The sequence below is a fragment of the Pseudomonas sp. BN414 genome, assembly GCF_029871275.1.
Lineage (GTDB): Bacteria > Pseudomonadota > Gammaproteobacteria > Pseudomonadales > Pseudomonadaceae > Metapseudomonas > Metapseudomonas resinovorans_C.
Genome location: NZ_SSOL01000076.1, coordinates 61,027 through 77,015, shown reverse-complemented (window position 1 = coordinate 77,015; position 15,989 = coordinate 61,027). Strand labels below are relative to the sequence as shown.

At 59.6% G+C, this 15,989-nt stretch carries 14 protein-coding genes; 10 read left to right on the top strand and 4 right to left on the bottom strand.

Features of this window, described 5'->3' with window-relative positions:
- Positions 1-103 precede the first annotated feature (103 nt).
- From gyrB to dnaA, 4 genes are read right to left on the bottom strand one after another with little or no spacing between them, the layout of a single operon-like run.
- A complete protein-coding gene (gene gyrB, locus E8E95_RS24195) occupies positions 104-2,524 on the bottom strand; it encodes a DNA topoisomerase (ATP-hydrolyzing) subunit B (protein ID WP_280354480.1) in 2,421 nt (806 codons plus the stop codon).
- Positions 2,521-3,627, bottom strand: coding sequence for a DNA replication/repair protein RecF (recF, locus tag E8E95_RS24190; RefSeq protein WP_280354478.1), 1,107 nt, complete (start codon positions 3,625-3,627; stop codon positions 2,521-2,523). The genes gyrB and recF overlap by 4 nt, the downstream gene beginning before the upstream one ends.
- Before the next feature lie 7 nt (positions 3,628-3,634).
- Entirely contained in the window at positions 3,635-4,738 is a 1,104-nt protein-coding gene (gene dnaN / locus E8E95_RS24185) for a DNA polymerase III subunit beta (RefSeq protein WP_077527505.1), read from the bottom strand.
- 29 nt (positions 4,739-4,767) lie between these two features.
- Positions 4,768-6,234 (bottom strand): chromosomal replication initiator protein DnaA, encoded by a 1,467-nt coding sequence (gene dnaA, locus E8E95_RS24180; RefSeq protein WP_280354779.1) that lies wholly within the window; start codon positions 6,232-6,234, stop codon positions 4,768-4,770.
- Between the two features lie 525 nt (positions 6,235-6,759).
- Here dnaA and rpmH point away from each other — a divergent pair.
- The 10 genes from rpmH to E8E95_RS24130 all read left to right on the top strand — a co-directional run bounded on the left by rpmH (position 6,760) and on the right by E8E95_RS24130 (position 15,983).
- Positions 6,760-6,894 carry a 50S ribosomal protein L34 gene (rpmH, locus tag E8E95_RS24175; RefSeq protein ID WP_003290924.1) on the top strand — a complete coding sequence of 45 codons (135 nt, stop codon included), beginning with the start codon at positions 6,760-6,762 and terminating at the stop codon, positions 6,892-6,894.
- A 13-nt stretch (positions 6,895-6,907) separates the two neighbouring features.
- Complete coding sequence (rnpA, locus tag E8E95_RS24170; protein ID WP_179061427.1) at positions 6,908-7,312, top strand: ribonuclease P protein component; 405 nt, start codon at positions 6,908-6,910, stop codon at positions 7,310-7,312.
- Positions 7,305-7,550, top strand: coding sequence for a membrane protein insertion efficiency factor YidD (gene yidD / locus E8E95_RS24165; protein ID WP_179061426.1), 246 nt, complete (start codon positions 7,305-7,307; stop codon positions 7,548-7,550). The genes rnpA and yidD overlap by 8 nt, the downstream gene beginning before the upstream one ends.
- Positions 7,551-7,552: 2 nt before the next feature.
- Complete coding sequence (gene yidC / locus E8E95_RS24160) at positions 7,553-9,232, top strand: membrane protein insertase YidC (protein WP_280354476.1); 1,680 nt, start codon at positions 7,553-7,555, stop codon at positions 9,230-9,232.
- Between the two features lie 84 nt (positions 9,233-9,316).
- A complete protein-coding gene (mnmE, locus tag E8E95_RS24155; RefSeq protein WP_280354474.1) occupies positions 9,317-10,684 on the top strand; it encodes a tRNA uridine-5-carboxymethylaminomethyl(34) synthesis GTPase MnmE in 1,368 nt (455 codons plus the stop codon).
- 519 nt (positions 10,685-11,203) lie between these two features.
- Positions 11,204-13,096 carry a tRNA uridine-5-carboxymethylaminomethyl(34) synthesis enzyme MnmG gene (mnmG, locus tag E8E95_RS24150; protein WP_280354472.1) on the top strand — a complete coding sequence of 631 codons (1,893 nt, stop codon included), beginning with the start codon at positions 11,204-11,206 and terminating at the stop codon, positions 13,094-13,096.
- On the top strand, positions 13,096-13,743 hold the full coding sequence (gene rsmG / locus E8E95_RS24145) for a 16S rRNA (guanine(527)-N(7))-methyltransferase RsmG (protein ID WP_280354471.1): 648 nt from the start codon (positions 13,096-13,098) through the stop codon (positions 13,741-13,743). The genes mnmG and rsmG overlap by 1 nt, the downstream gene beginning before the upstream one ends.
- 14 nt (positions 13,744-13,757) lie before the next feature.
- Positions 13,758-14,546: a ParA family protein gene (locus E8E95_RS24140; RefSeq protein ID WP_280354470.1), complete on the top strand. Its 789-nt coding sequence runs from the start codon at positions 13,758-13,760 to the stop codon at positions 14,544-14,546.
- Between the two features lie 9 nt (positions 14,547-14,555).
- Positions 14,556-15,428: a ParB/RepB/Spo0J family partition protein gene (locus E8E95_RS24135; RefSeq protein WP_280354468.1), complete on the top strand. Its 873-nt coding sequence runs from the start codon at positions 14,556-14,558 to the stop codon at positions 15,426-15,428.
- 147 nt (positions 15,429-15,575) lie between these two features.
- The gene (locus E8E95_RS24130) at positions 15,576-15,983 is read left to right on the top strand and encodes a F0F1 ATP synthase subunit I (RefSeq protein ID WP_280354467.1); all 408 of its coding nucleotides are present in this window, start codon (positions 15,576-15,578) and stop codon (positions 15,981-15,983) included.
- The last annotated feature ends 6 nt before the right edge of the window (positions 15,984-15,989 follow it).

The following is a 15,989-nucleotide window of genomic DNA, read 5'->3' as shown; positions in this document are numbered from 1 at the left end:
CGCCTCATTATCCGTTTCGGCGATTTCCTATCTGTATAGCTTCCCCCAAAAAAGAAGCCCCAGCTGTTGGCCGGGGCTTCCTGGAAGGGCTTCGTTTCGTTCGTCAGACGTCGAGGTTAGACACCGCCAAGGCGTTGCTCTCGATGAAGTCACGGCGCGGTTCCACTGCATCGCCCATCAGGGTATTGAAGATCTGGTCCGCGGCAATCGCGTCTTCGATGGTGACCTTGAGCATACGACGGACGTTCGGGTCCATTGTGGTTTCCCACAGCTGCTCCGGGTTCATCTCACCCAGCCCCTTATAGCGCTGGATGGTGTGACGCTTGGTGCTTTCGGTCATCAGCCAGGCCAGGGCTTCCTTGAAGCTGGCAACCGGTTTCTTGCGCTCGCCGCGCTGCACGTAGGCACCGTCTTCCAGCAGGTTGTTGAGCTGGTTACCCAGATCGGTCACCTGGCGGTAGTCATTGCTCGCGAAGAAGTCACGGTTGAAGGTGATGTAGTGGGAGAGACCATGGGCAGTCTGTTCCACTTCCGGCAGCCACAGGTGGCGCTCACGATCTTCGCGCAGGCTCGCGGTGTAGGTCAGGCCGGATTTCTCGGCAGCCTTCAGACGCGCCTGGAACGCTTCCAGCCAAGCCTGCATCACTGCCTGGTCAGAGAGCTGGTCGACGCTGACGCGAGGCAGATAGATCATGTGCTCGGTCAGTTCCTGCGGGTACAGGCGCGACAAACGCTTCAGGGTACGCATCACGCCGCGGTACTCGTTCACCAGTCGCTCAAGTGCCTCACCGGAAAGGCCAGGGGCATTCTCGTTAACGTGCAGGCTGGCATCTTCCAGGGCCGACTGGGTCATGTACTCGTCCATGGCCTCGTCATCCTTGATGTACTGCTCCTGCTTGCCTTTCTTGACCTTGTACAGCGGCGGTTGGGCAATGTAGATGTAGCCTCGCTCGACCAGTTCAGGCATTTGCCGGAAGAAGAAGGTCAGCAGCAGGGTACGGATGTGCGAACCGTCGACGTCGGCGTCGGTCATGATGATGATGTTGTGGTAACGCAGCTTGTCGATGTTGTATTCCTCGCGGCCGATCCCACATCCCAATGCGGTGATCAGGGTGCCGACTTCCTGCGAGGACAGCATCTTGTCGAAACGAGCTTTTTCCACGTTGAGGATCTTGCCCTTGAGCGGCAGGATCGCTTGGGTCTTGCGGTTACGCCCCTGCTTTGCCGAGCCACCCGCGGAGTCACCCTCCACGATGTAGAGTTCGGAAAGGGCAGGGTCCTTCTCCTGGCAGTCGGCCAGTTTTCCTGGCAGACCCGCGATGTCCAGGGCGCCTTTACGGCGAGTCATCTCACGAGCCTTGCGGGCTGCTTCACGGGCACGCGCGGCGTCGATCATCTTGCCGACCACGGCCTTGGCTTCGTTCGGGTTCTCCAGCAGGAAGTCGGCGAAGTATTTGCCCATTTCCTGTTCGACCGCGGTCTTGACCTCGGAGGAGACCAGCTTGTCTTTGGTCTGGGAACTGAACTTGGGATCCGGCACCTTGACCGAGATAATGGCGGTCAGACCTTCACGAGCATCGTCACCGGTGGTGGCGATCTTGTACTTCTTCGCCAGGCCTTCCTGCTCGATGTAGTTGTTCAGATGACGAGTGAGGGCAGAGCGGAAGCCTGCCAGGTGGGTACCACCGTCACGCTGGGGAATGTTGTTGGTGAAGCAGAGGATGTTTTCGTTGAAGCTGTCGTTCCACTGAAGGGCAACTTCTACACCAACGCCATCTTCTTCGCGCTGGACATTGAAGTGGAACACTTCGTTGACGGCGGTCTTGTTGGTGTTCAGGTACTCGACGAAGGCTTTCAAACCGCCTTCGTACTTGAACATTTCCTCTTTGCCGCTGCGCTCGTCACGCAGCACGATGCCAACGCCGGAGTTCAGGAAGGACAGTTCGCGGATACGCTTGGCCAGGATGTCCCAGCTGAAGTGGATATTGGTGAAGGTCTCCGCGGAAGCCTTGAAGTGCACTTCGGTGCCAGTGCCTTCGGTTTCACCAACGGGGCGCAGCGCGAACTGCGGAACACCGTGACGATAGATCTGTTCCCAGACCTGGCCAGCGCGGCGAATGGTCAGCCGCAGTTCTTCGGAGAGGGCATTCACCACGGACACACCCACGCCGTGCAGACCGCCGGAGACCTTGTAGGTGTTGTCGTCGAACTTACCGCCGGCGTGGAGCACGGTCATGATGACCTCGGCAGCAGAAACCCCTTCTTCCTTATGGATATCCACGGGAATGCCACGCCCGTTGTCGCGAACGGTGATGGACTCATCGGTGTGGATGGTAATGCTGATTTCCGAGCAGAAGCCGGCAAGTGCTTCGTCGATCGAGTTATCGACGACTTCGAACACCATGTGGTGCAGACCTGTCCCATCATCGGTGTCGCCGATGTACATACCGGGGCGTTTGCGTACGGCATCCAGCCCCTTCAGCACCTTGATGCTGGAAGAGTCGTACGTGTTGTTCTCGCTCATGCTTCACTCCCGATGATCGTAGGGCTGATACAGCCATGTTCCACGTGGAACATGGCGACCGGCGTATCCGTGCGCCAGCCGTCCCTCAGAAATTCATGGTCAACACAGGTGATGAACACCTGGCAATCCAAATCTTCCAACAATCGGCACAGTGACTGCCGATGCTGTTCGTCCAACTCTGACGGTAAGTCGTCAACTAGATAGATGCACTGACCGCGCTTCGCCTGGTTGACCAAATGGCCTTGCGCGATACGTAGTGCGCAAACAACCAGCTTTTGCTGACCGCGCGACAGAATGTCCGCCGCACTATGTGCACCTGAACGCAATCGCAAGTCGGCACGTTGCGGCCCTGCCTGGGTATGTCCCATCTGCTGGTCACGGAAGAGGGAAGTGCTCAGCACTTCGGACAGTTCTCGGTCCTTGTCCCAGCCGCGGTAGTAACTGAGTGTGAGACTATCGAGTTCCACAAGCTCAGAAAGAATCCGTTCAAAGACCGGCTTCAACGCCTGAATGTAGGCTCGTCGATACTGGTCTATTTCATCACTGGCCAGGCACAACTCACGGTCCCAAGCCGCCTGCGAAGCGGCGTCAAGTGTACCATGCCGGAGCCACGAGTTCCGCTGCCGCAGGGCCTTCTGGAGCCTTTGCCAGGCTCCCATGAACCGAGGTTCCACGTGGAACACTCCCCAGTCGAGAAACTGTCGACGGATCTTGGGAGCACCCTCGAGCAGACGGAAACTGTCTGGGTTGATCAGTTGCAACGGCAGCGCTTCGGCAAGCTGGGCAGCGCTCTTCGCGTTCTGTCCGTCGATGCGAATCTGGAACTCGCCCTGACGATCACGAGAAACACCAAGATTGGCTTGCCCACCTTCGCCAAGACTGACTTGGCCAAAGACGGTACAAGACGGCTGTTCGTACTGGATGACGGGCTGGAGGCGGGTACTGCGAAATGAACGCGCGAGGCCGAGGAGGTAAATGGCTTCTAGCAGGCTGGTTTTTCCGCTGCCGTTGGCGCCGTAAAGAATATTGATGCGGGGGGAGGGGGAGAGGGTCACCGGGTGCAGATTACGCACACCGGTGACCGAGATACGGCTTAAGGACATTGAGTCGTTACAGACGCATCGGCATTACGACGTAAGAGGAATCGTCGTTGTCGGCTTCCTGGACCAGAGCACTGCTGTTGGCATCGGACAGGATCAGGCGAACCTGTTCGGTAGACATGACGCCCAGTACGTCCAGCAGGTAGCTGACGTTGAAACCGATCTCCAGGTTGCTGCCGCCGTACTCCACGGCAACCTCTTCCTCCGCCTCTTCCTGCTCCGGGTTATTTGCCTGGATCTTCAGCAGACCCGCCGCCAGGGTGAGACGAATGCCACGATACTTCTCGTTGGAAAGAATCGCAGTACGACTGAACGCCTCGCGCAGAGCTTGTCGATCACCAACGACCAGCTTGTCGCCGCCGCGGGGAAGCACACGCTCATAGTCCGGGAACTTACCATCCACCAGTTTCGACGTGAAGGTGAACTCACCGGTCGTGGCGCGAATATGGTGTTGGCCGAGAACGATGCGAACCTCGCCGTCCTGTTCAGTCAGCAGACGTGCCAGCTCCAGGATGCCCTTGCGCGGAACGATAACCTGATGACGTTCTGCGGCTTCAATCCCGGCATTCATGGCACACATCGCCAGACGGTGACCGTCGGTGGCGACAGCACGCAGGACACCGGCATTCACTTCCAGCAGCATGCCGTTCAGGTAGTAACGTACATCCTGCTGTGCCATCGCAAAGCTGGTGCGCTCGATCAGGCGACGCAGCTTGCTCTGTACCAGGCTGAAGTTCAGCGAGCCAGGACCTTCTTCCACAGTCGGGAAGTCGTTGGCTGGCAAGGTGGAAAGCGTGAATCGGCTGCGGCCTGCCTTAATCAGGAGCTTCTGCTCATCGACGCGAATGTCGATCAGCGCATCGCTCGGCAGACTCTTGCAAATGTCCATCAGCTTCCGCGCGGGTACGGTGATCTCACCTGGCTCCGCCGGCTCCTCCAGGGCAACGCGCCCAACCAACTCGACCTCGAGGTCGGTGCCGGTCAACGACAGCTGCTGGCCTTCGACCACCAGCAATACGTTGGAGAGGACCGGCAAGGTCTGGCGGCGCTCTACGACGCCGGCGACCAGTTGCAGGGGTTTCAACAGGGCTTCGCGTTGAATTGTGAAATGCATGGTCTAGTCCCTTGCCTCTTGGGCTGCGGTCAGGTGGTCAATGTACGCAGCAGATTCTTGTAATCCTCGCGGATATCCGCGTCGGATTCCCTTAATTGCGCAATCTTACGACAGGCGTGAAGCACCGTGGTGTGGTCTCTTCCGCCGAATGCGTCGCCGATTTCCGGCAGGCTGTGATTGGTCAATTCCTTGGACAGCGCCATGGCGACCTGACGCGGACGAGCCACCGAACGCGAACGGCGCTTGGAAAGCATGTCGGACATCTTGATCTTGTAGTACTCGACTACGGTGCGCTGGATGTTGTCGATGCTGACCAATTTGTCCTGCAGGGCCAGGAGGTCCTTGAGCGACTCGCGGATCAGCTCGATGGTGATGTCACGTCCCATGAAGTGGGCATGCGCGATCACACGCTTCAACGCACCTTCCAGCTCACGCACGTTGGAACGGATGCGCTGGGCAATGAAGAACGCGGCATCGTGCGGCAGATCGACCTTGGCCTGCTCGGCCTTCTTCATCAGGATCGCCACGCGAGTTTCCAGTTCCGGCGGCTCGACAGCCACCGTCAGGCCCCAACCAAAGCGGGACTTGAGACGTTCTTCGAGGCCTTCGATTTCCTTGGGATACCGGTCGCTGGTGAGGATCACCTGCTGCCCGCCTTCCAGCAGGGCGTTGAAGGTGTGGAAAAACTCCTCCTGCGAACGCTCCTTGCGGGCGAAGAACTGGATATCGTCGATCAGCAATGCGTCCACCGAACGGTAGAAACGCTTGAACTCGTTGATCGCGTTCAGCTGCAACGCCTTCACCATATCCGCCACGAAACGCTCGGAATGCAGGTAAACCACCTTGGCATTCGGATTCTTCTTCAGCAGATGGTTACCCACAGCGTGCATCAAGTGAGTTTTACCGAGGCCGACTCCGCCATAGAGGAACAACGGGTTGTAGCCGTGCTTCGGATTGTCCGCAACCTGCCAAGCAGCGGCGCGCGCCAACTGGTTCGACTTACCCTCGACGAAGTTTTCGAAGGTGAAGGTGCGGTTCAGATAGCTGGTGTGCTTCAAAGCACCTTCGACCTGCACGGAGCGTTCGGTACGAATCGCCGGCGCGGGCGTGACCGATGCCAATGGATCGAGATTGTCGCGGGATTCTTCCACGGTCTCGATGCGCATCTGCGGAGGTGCGATAGGAGCAGGGGCTGGCGGCGGAGCCATGACAGGCGGCGGAGGCGGTGGTGCCTTCCGCGGAGCCGGGCTGCGCTTGCTACCTATTAATAAGGAAAGGGCAGGCGCCAGGCCATTGCCTCGTTCGCCAAGCAACTCGAGAAGCCGGCCCATGTACTTTTCATTGACCCAATCGAGCACGAACCGGTTAGGCGCATACACGCGCAGTTCGTCTCCATCGGCTTCAACCTGCAATGGGCGGATCCAGGTGTTGAATTGCTGGGCAGGCAGCTCATCGCGCAGGAGCTCCACGCACTGCTGCCAAAGTTCCACTGACACGGATATCCCCCAAGTCGGAAAGGTGCCGGACGCAAAAAAACAGCCGTCATTGTAGCGGCCGCCCGGAAAGTTATCCACACGAAAAAGGGCGAATGGTTGAATAAAATCAAGATCTTATTCACCACCTGAAATAAGCCTGTGATTGGCATGAATCTTGTGGATAACCATGGTTTAACCGGGCTGTTCTCCCTGGGGAAAACTCATTGCACAACCTGCCTGTGGGTAAAAGGCCATTTCACCCCCAGCTTCTGCACGGCAACCGCACAGCCAGGACACGTCTTTTCGACAAGGTTGTTAGCCCGCTCATCAACAGGCAGAATGCGCCTTCTACGAGGTTTTCCACAGGAAGGCCGCCCACCAGTTTCTAAAAACATAACCAAGCTTTCTTAAATTTTCCTTCCTTCTATATTCTTTTGCTCAGCGGTACTGGTTGGAAATTGACCTGCACGCCGCGTTTCACTAGAATCGCCGGTCTCTTTAAACGGGGGCCACTTCCGGCCCGTAGTGACCACCAGGTAAAGCATCATGAAACGCACTTTCCAACCCAGCACCATCAAGCGCGCTCGCACCCACGGTTTCCGTGCCCGCATGGCCACCAAGAACGGCCGTCAAGTCCTGTCGCGTCGTCGCGCCAAGGGCCGCAAGCGCCTGACCGTCTGATTATCCGGAACGGGTGGTGAGTCAGGGCTTCGGTCGGGAAAAGCGTCTGCTGGTCCCCCGACAATTCAAGGCAGTCTTCGACTCACCGACCGGGAAGGTTCCCGGCAAGCACGTCCTGCTCCTCGCGCGTGACAACGGTCTCGATCATCCCCGCCTGGGTCTGGTGATCGGTAAGAAGAGCGTCAAGCTCTCCGTTGAGCGCAATCGCCTGAAACGCCAGATACGCGAATCCTTCCGCCACAACCTCGAGCTGTTGGTCGGGTGGGACATCGTGATCGTGGCGCGCAAAGGCATTGGCGATCTGGAGAATCCCGAGCTGAAGCATCAGTTCGGCAAACTCTGGAAGCGCCTGGCGCGCAGCCGGACTCGCCCTGAACCATCAACCGGATCAGGGGTGTCCGACAGTCCCCATGCGTAAACTGGCCCTCGTTCCGATCCAGTTTTACCGCTATGCCATCAGCCCGCTGATGGCCAGTCACTGTCGTTTCTATCCCAGCTGTTCCTGCTACGCGCAGGAAGCCATCGAACAGCATGGCGTCCTGCGTGGCGGCTGGCTGACCCTGCGTCGGCTGGGCCGCTGTCACCCGTGGAATCCGGGCGGATATGACCCGGTGCCACCCGCCAACACATCCCAATCCTCTTCGATGGCCGAGTAATCATGGATATCCAACGCTCGATCCTGATCGTCGCCCTGGCAATCGTGTCCTACCTGATGGTTCTGCAGTGGAACCAGGACTACGGCCAGGCCGCCCTGCCGACCGCGGGCACCAGCGCGAACACCGCGCAAGCGACCCTGCCGGACGACACCGCAAGCGCCAAGACCAGCGACGATGTGCCGACTGCCTCCACTGCGGAGCGCAACGAGCCAGCCGTCGCCCAGGTTGCCCCCAGCAGCGACCTGATCCGCGTTGAAACCGATGTGCTCAACCTGGCCATCGACCCGAACGGCGGTGACATCGTCCAGCTGACCCTGCCGAAGTACCCACGTCGCCAGGACCATCCGGACATTCCGTTCCAGCTGTTCGACAACGGTGGCGAGCGTCTCTACCAGGCACAGAGCGGCCTCGTTGGCGCCAACGGTCCGGATGCCCGCGCCAATGGTCGTCCGCTCTACAGCGCGAGCCAACGCAGCTACAAGTTGGCCGACGGCCAGGAGCAGTTGGTAGTGGACCTGAGCTTCAGCGAAGCCGGCGTCAACTACACCAAGCGCTTCACCCTGACTCGTGGCAAGTACGAGCTGCAGGTGTCGTACAAGATCGAGAATCAGAGCGCTCAGCCCTGGACCGGCAGCATGTACGCCCAGCTGAAGCGTGATGCCAGCGCCGACCCGTCCACCACCACCGCAACCGGCGTATCCACCTACCTGGGCGCGGCGGTCTGGACCCCGGATGAGCCGTACAAAAAGATCTCCATGAAGGACATGGACAAGCAGTCCTTTAAGGAAAACGTCCAGGGCGGCTGGGTTGCCTGGCTGCAGCACTACTTCGTGACCGCCTGGGTCGCGGACAAGGACCAGAACAGCGCTGTACAGACCCGCAAGGATTCCAAGGGTAATTACATCGTTGGTTTCGTGGGTTCCGCGCTGAACGTTCCGGCAGGTGCCTCCGCCGAAACTTCCGCCACCCTGTATGCCGGTCCCAAAGTCCAGAGCCACCTGAAGGCGCTTTCTCCGGGCCTGGAACTGACCGTCGACTACGGCTTCCTGTGGTTCATCGCCCAGCCGATTTTCTGGCTGCTGCAACATATCCACAGCCTGCTGGGTAACTGGGGCTGGTCGATCATCGTCCTGACCATCCTGATCAAAGCCGCGTTCTTCCCGCTCTCGGCAGCCAGCTACAAGTCCATGGCGCGCATGCGTGCCGTGTCGCCGAAGCTGCAAGCGCTGAAGGAACAGCACGGTGACGATCGCCAGAAGATGTCCCAGGCGATGATGGAGCTGTACAAGAAGGAGAAGATCAATCCGCTGGGCGGCTGCCTGCCGATCCTCGTGCAGATGCCGGTCTTCCTGGCCCTCTACTGGGTGCTCCTGGAAAGCGTGGAAATGCGCCAGGCCCCGTGGATGTTCTGGATCACCGACCTGTCGATCAAGGATCCGTTCTTCATCCTGCCGATCATCATGGGCGCCACCATGTTCATCCAGCAGCAGCTGAACCCGACCCCGCCGGATCCCATGCAGGCCAAGGTGCTGAAGCTGATGCCGATCATCTTCACCTTCTTCTTCCTCTGGTTCCCGGCCGGCCTGGTGGTTTACTGGGTGGTCAACAACATCCTGTCGATCGCGCAGCAGTGGTACATTACCCGGCAGATCGAGGCGGCCAGCAAGAAGGCAGCAGCCTGACAGCGACGCCAGTCAGCTTGAACAAGACGCCCCCTCTGGGGGCGTCTTGCTATCCGCCATCCGCAGATCCTTGGGTACACACAAATGAATCCTGTCCGTGACACCATCGCCGCTGTCGCCACCGCCCAGGGACGCGGTGGCGTAGGCATTGTCCGCGTTTCCGGGCCACACGCGGCTCGAATAGCCGAGGCCATCAGTGGCCGGCAACCCAGGCCTCGCTTCGCACACTACGGGCCGTTCCTCGACGCCTCGGGTCAAACCCTCGATGAGGGCATCGCCCTCTACTTCCCCGGCCCCAACTCCTTTACCGGTGAAGACGTCTTTGAATTGCAAGGGCACGGCGGACCGGTGGTGATGGACCTGCTGCTGCGTCGCTGCATGGAATTGGGGGCTCGTCAGGCTCGCCCGGGCGAGTTCAGCGAGCGTGCGTTCCTCAATGACAAGCTCGATCTGGCCCAGGCCGAAGCGATCGCCGACCTGATCGAAGCCAGCTCCGAACAAGCTGCACGCAATGCGTTGCGCTCCCTTCAGGGGGAATTCTCCCGGCGGGTGCATTCCCTTACGGAGAAGCTGATCGAACTGCGCATTTATGTGGAGGCGGCGATCGACTTCCCGGAGGAAGAAATCGACTTCCTTGCCGATGGCCATGTTCTGGGCCTGCTGGATGGTGTGCGCGATAACTTATCCACAGTTATACGCGAAGCTGGCCAAGGGGCGCTGTTGCGCGACGGCATGACCGTGGTGATTGCTGGACGTCCGAACGCCGGTAAATCGAGTCTGCTGAACGCCCTGGCAGGACGCGAAGCAGCCATCGTCACGGACATTGCCGGCACCACCCGCGACGTATTGCGCGAACATATCCACATCGATGGCATGCCTCTTCACGTTGTGGATACTGCTGGCCTGCGCGACACGGACGACCATGTGGAAAAGATCGGCGTGGAACGTGCGCTCAAGGCCATTGGCGAAGCGGATCGCGTGCTGCTGGTGATCGACGCCACAGCCCCAGAGGCTGCAGATCCTTTTGCCCTATGGCCTGAATTCCTGGATCAGACTCCTGACCCAAGCAGAGTCACCCTGATTCGCAACAAGGCGGACCTCAGCGGCGACTCCGTTGGCCTGGAGGTCAGCGAAGATGGCCATGTCACCATCAGCCTTTCCGCTCGATCCGGTGAGGGGCTGGAGCTCCTGCGTGAGCACCTGAAGGACTGCATGGGTTATCAACAGACCTCTGAAAGCAGCTTCAGCGCTCGCCGTCGCCATCTGGAAGCCCTCCGCCAGGCAGGCTCATTCCTCGATCACGGCCGCTCTCAGCTCACCCTCGCGGGCGCCGGTGAATTGCTGGCAGAAGACCTGCGCCAGGCCCAGCAGGCTCTGGGAGAGATCACCGGCGCATTCAGCTCTGACGATCTTCTCGGTCGCATCTTCTCCAGCTTCTGCATCGGCAAATAAGCCGACCTTCCTCTTTTTCTTATCCACAGACTACGTGACTGCCTGCACTCCAGGCGGTCCGTCGCTGTCTGCCCGCACGAAAAATACCGTTCCTGAACCCTGTTGATAAGTAAGCGATAACCCAGTCCATAACCCTGGTGAAAACCCAAGGGATAAATCCCCTGTGCATAACCCATCATTGCGTGCACAGCTTTCTGACGGCATACACAACGGCTACTGGCAGGAATGTAACAGGCTTATCATTCCCTGAAACTATCGTCGTTGAAGGCCTAGAACAACTTATCCACAGAAAAGGTCTTCCCTAAGGAATAAACATAAGAACAAGCTTTTTAAAAAATTCTTCTCTTTTGTTTTCTTTTACCCACAGGGACATTTCCACAGATGGATAACTTTTCTGGAAAAGCTCGAACCGGACACGTTGGCTATTTTTTGGCCAGACGGCTTCAAGCGAATGGGGAAATTCCCCTATACTGTGCGGCTTTCTCTATTTCCCAGCCTTGAACAGGCACGAGGTGCGCGGTGGATTTTCCTTCCCGTTTTGACGTGATCGTGATCGGTGGCGGCCATGCCGGCACTGAGGCCGCCTTGGCAGCCGCACGCATGGGCGTGAAGACCCTTCTGCTTACCCACAATGTCGAAACCCTCGGCCAGATGAGCTGTAACCCGGCCATCGGCGGTATCGGCAAGAGTCATCTGGTCAAGGAGATCGATGCCCTGGGCGGCGCCATGGCGACCGCCACCGATCTGGGCGGCATTCAGTTCCGAGTGCTGAACAGCCGCAAAGGCCCAGCGGTGCGTGCTACCCGTGCCCAGGCAGATCGCGTCCTCTACAAGGCAGCCATTCGCGAAATTCTCGAGAATCAGCCGAACCTGTGGATATTCCAGCAGGCCTGCGATGACCTGATCGTCGAGAACGATCAGGTGAAAGGTGTCGTGACCCAAATGGGTCTGCGTTTCATGGCAGAGTCCGTGGTGTTGACCACCGGAACCTTCCTCGGTGGACTTATCCACATCGGTCTGCAGAACTATTCCGGCGGCCGTGCCGGTGATCCGCCATCCATTGCCTTGGCCAAGCGCCTTCGTGAGCTGCCGTTGCGCGTCGGTCGCCTGAAGACCGGCACCCCGCCACGGATCGATGGCCGCTCTGTGGATTTCTCGGTCATGACCGAGCAACCAGGCGACACGCCGATCCCGGTGATGTCTTTCCTCGGTTCCAAGGAACAGCACCCACGCCAGGTGAGCTGCTGGATCACTCACACCAACGCGCGCACCCACGAGATCATCGCCAGCAACCTCGACCGCTCGCCGATGTACTCCGGGGTGATTGAGGGCATCGGCCCGCGCTACTGCCCGTCCATCGAAGACAAGATCCATCGCTTCACCGACAAGGACAGCCACCAGGTATTCCTCGAACCGGAGGGGCTGACGACCCACGAGCTGTACCCCAACGGCATCTCCACTTCGTTGCCATTCGATGTGCAACTGGAGATCGTGCGCTCCATCCGCGGCATGGAGAACGCTCACATCGTGCGTCCCGGTTATGCGATCGAATACGACTACTTCGATCCCCGCGACCTGAAATACAGCCTGGAAACCAAGGTCATCTCCGGCCTGTTCTTCGCTGGCCAGATCAACGGCACCACCGGCTACGAAGAAGCCGGCGCCCAGGGCTTGCTCGCAGGCGCCAACGCCGCATTGCGTGCCCAGGGCAAAGACGCCTGGTGCCCGCGCCGTGACGAGGCCTACATCGGCGTACTGGTGGACGACCTGATTACTCTGGGTACCCAGGAGCCGTACCGCATGTTCACGTCGCGCGCCGAGTACCGGCTGATCCTGCGTGAAGACAACGCGGACTTGCGCCTGACCGAAAAGGGCCGCGAACTCGGACTGATCGACGACAAGCGCTGGGCGGCCTTCGAAGCCAAGCGCGAAGGCATCGCCCTTGAAGAGCAGCGTCTGAAGTCAACCTGGGTACGCCCCGGCACACCGGAAGGTGATGCAATTGCCCAGCGCTTCGGCACGCCCCTGGCCCATGAATACAATCTGCTCAACCTGCTGAGCCGCCCGGAAATCGATTACGCCGGCCTGGTCGAAGTCACCGGAGGTGGCGCCGAGGACCCGCAAGTGGCCGAGCAGGTTGAAATCAAGACCAAGTACGCCGGTTATATCGATCGTCAGCAGGACGAAATCGCCCGCTTGCGCGCAAGCGAGGACATCCGCCTGCCCGAAGACCTGGACTACGCGAGCATTTCCGGCCTGTCCAAGGAGATCCAGCACAAGCTTGGTAACTCCCGGCCGGAAACCCTCGGCCAGGCGGGCCGTATACCCGGCGTCACCCCGGCAGCCATTTCCCTGTTGCTGATTCACCTCAAGAAACGCGGCGCTGGCCGTCAGTTGGAGCAAAGCGCCTGATGTCCCTGGTTACCCAACGCCATGCCGACGAACTGTCCCATGGCGCCGAGCAACTTGCTGTCGAACTGTCCCCGGAAAAACAGGAACGGTTGCTTGCTTACCTGGCCTTGCTGATCAAGTGGAACAAGGCCTACAACCTGACCGCTGTGCGTGATCCCGATGAAATGGTTTCGCGCCACCTGCTCGACAGCCTCAGCGTGGTGCCGCATGTCGCTGCGCTGGGAGAAAACTGGCTGGACGTCGGCAGCGGCGGCGGCATGCCCGGCATCCCGCTGGCCATCCTGTTCCCCGAGCGGCGCTTCACCCTGCTCGACTCCAATGGCAAGAAGACTCGCTTCCTCACCCAGGTGAAGCTGGAGCTGAAACTCGACAACCTCGAAGTTGTCCACAGCCGGGTCGAGGCGTTCACGCCGGAGCAAGCGTTCGACGGTATCGTTTCTCGTGCCTTCAGCTCGCTGGAGGATTTCAGCAACTGGACCCGCCACCTGGGCGACGGCGAAACCCGCTGGCTGGCCATGAAGGGACTGCATCCGGATGACGAGCTCCAGGCACTGCCGGCCGACTTCCACGTCGAGACCGCGCATCAGCTGGATGTTCCCGGTTGCCAAGGTCAGCGCCATCTGCTGATACTGCGCCGCACGCTATGAGGGGGAAGGTGGCCATGGCCAAGGTATTCGCAATCGCCAATCAGAAAGGCGGGGTCGGCAAGACCACCACCTGTGTCAACCTCGCAGCCTCGCTGGTCGCCACCAAGCGGCGCGTCCTGCTGATCGACCTCGATCCCCAGGGCAACGCCACCATGGGCAGCGGCATCGACAAGCTCGCCCTGGAGCACTCCGTTTACGACGTGCTGACAGGCGAGTGCGATCTGGGTACTGCCATGCAGTACTCCGAGCATGGTGGGTATCAGCTGCTGCCGGCCAACCGCGACCTGACCGCGGCGGAAGTGGCCCTGCTGGACATGCCGAACAAGGAGCATCGCCTGCGCGAAGCCCTGGCGCCTATTCGCGAGAACTACGACTACATCCTCATCGACTGCCCGCCGTCGCTGTCGATGCTGACGATCAACGCCTTGGCCGCGTCCGATGGCGTGATCATTCCCATGCAGTGCGAGTACTACGCACTCGAAGGCTTGTCTGACCTGGTGAACAGCATCCAGCGTATCGCCCAGCTGCTGAATCCGAATCTCAAGATCGAAGGCTTGCTGCGTACCATGTACGACCCGCGCATCAGCCTGACCAACGATGTTTCGGCGCAGCTCAAGGAGCACTTCGGCGACAAGCTCTACGATGCGGTCATCCCGCGCAACGTACGCCTGGCCGAAGCCCCCAGTTTCGGTATGCCGGCCCTGGTTTACGACAAGCAATCCCGTGGCGCTATCGCCTATCTCGCGTTGGCTGGCGAGCTGGTCCGCCGCCAGCGTGCCAAAGCCAAAACCGCTACCGCATAAGGAATCCGCATGGCCGCGAAAAAACGAGGTCTGGGCCGTGGCTTGGACGCCCTGCTGGGCGGCAGTACCGTCACCAAACTCGAAGAAGAAGCCGTCCAGGTCGATACCCGCGAGCTGCAGCACCTGCCCCTGGACCTGATCCAGCGTGGCAAGTACCAGCCTCGCCGAGACATGGACCCCACCGCGCTGGAAGAACTGGCCCAGTCGATCAAGGCTCAAGGCGTCATGCAGCCCATCGTGGTGCGTCCGATCGGTTCAGGTCGCTACGAAATCATTGCGGGTGAGCGCCGCTGGCGTGCCAGCCAGCAGGCTGGACTGGACAAGATTCCCGCCATGGTCCGCGAAGTTCCGGACGAAGCGGCCATCGCGATGGCGCTGATCGAGAACATCCAGCGCGAAGATCTCAATCCCATCGAGGAAGCCATCGCCCTGCAGCGCCTGCAGCAGGAGTTCCAGCTGACCCAGCAGCAGGTCGCCGAAGCCGTTGGCAAGTCCCGCGTGACCATCACCAACCTGCTGCGCCTGATCGGCCTGCCGGAAGAGATCAAGACCCTGCTTTCCCATGGCGACCTGGAAATGGGTCATGCCCGTGCGCTGCTCGGTCTGCCCCTCGAACGTCAGGTGGAAGGGGCGCGACATGTTGTCGCACGAGGCCTCACCGTGCGCCAAACCGAGGCACTGGTTCGGCAGTGGATGCACAGCAAGGAAAAACCTGTCGAGGTGGTCAAGGCCGACCCGGACATCAGTCGGCTCGAACAGCGCCTGGCTGAGCGGCTGGGCGCTCCCGTACAGATCAAGCACGGTCAGAAAGGCAAAGGCCAACTCGTCATCCGCTACAACTCCCTCGATGAACTGCAGGGTGTCCTCGCCCACATCCGCTGATACATATGGCGCTGTAGCGGCGGTCGGATTTCACTACCCGGCAGTTGAACGGGGGGGGTTCCCCCCCTATACTCTGCGCGCAATTTTGTCGGCACAAAGTATGCCAAGTCGTTGATTCCAGCGGCCGACTCCAGAGGACCTGCTGCGATGGATATCCGCACGCCAAACCGCCTGCCCTTCCATCGTCTACCGGTCTTTCCGGTACTGCTGGCCCAACTGGTTGTCCTGCTGTTCGCTGCTGTCGTTCTCTGGCAGTGGCGCGGAACGGTAGCTGGATACTCTGGCTTGTGCGGCGGTTTGATCGCCTGGGTGCCGAACCTGTATTTCGCCCGCAAGGCGTTCCGTTACAGCGGAGCCCGTGCAGCCCAGGCGATAGTCCGCTCTTTCTATGCGGGCGAAATGGGCAAGCTGATTCTGACGGCAGTGCTGTTTGCATTGACGTTTGCAGGTGTGAAACCCCTGGATGCGCCGGCAGTTTTCGGCGTCTTCCTGCTGACCCAGTCGGTCAGCTGGTTCGCGCCCCTGTTGATGAGAACAAGACTTTCGAAACCTTAGGGCGTT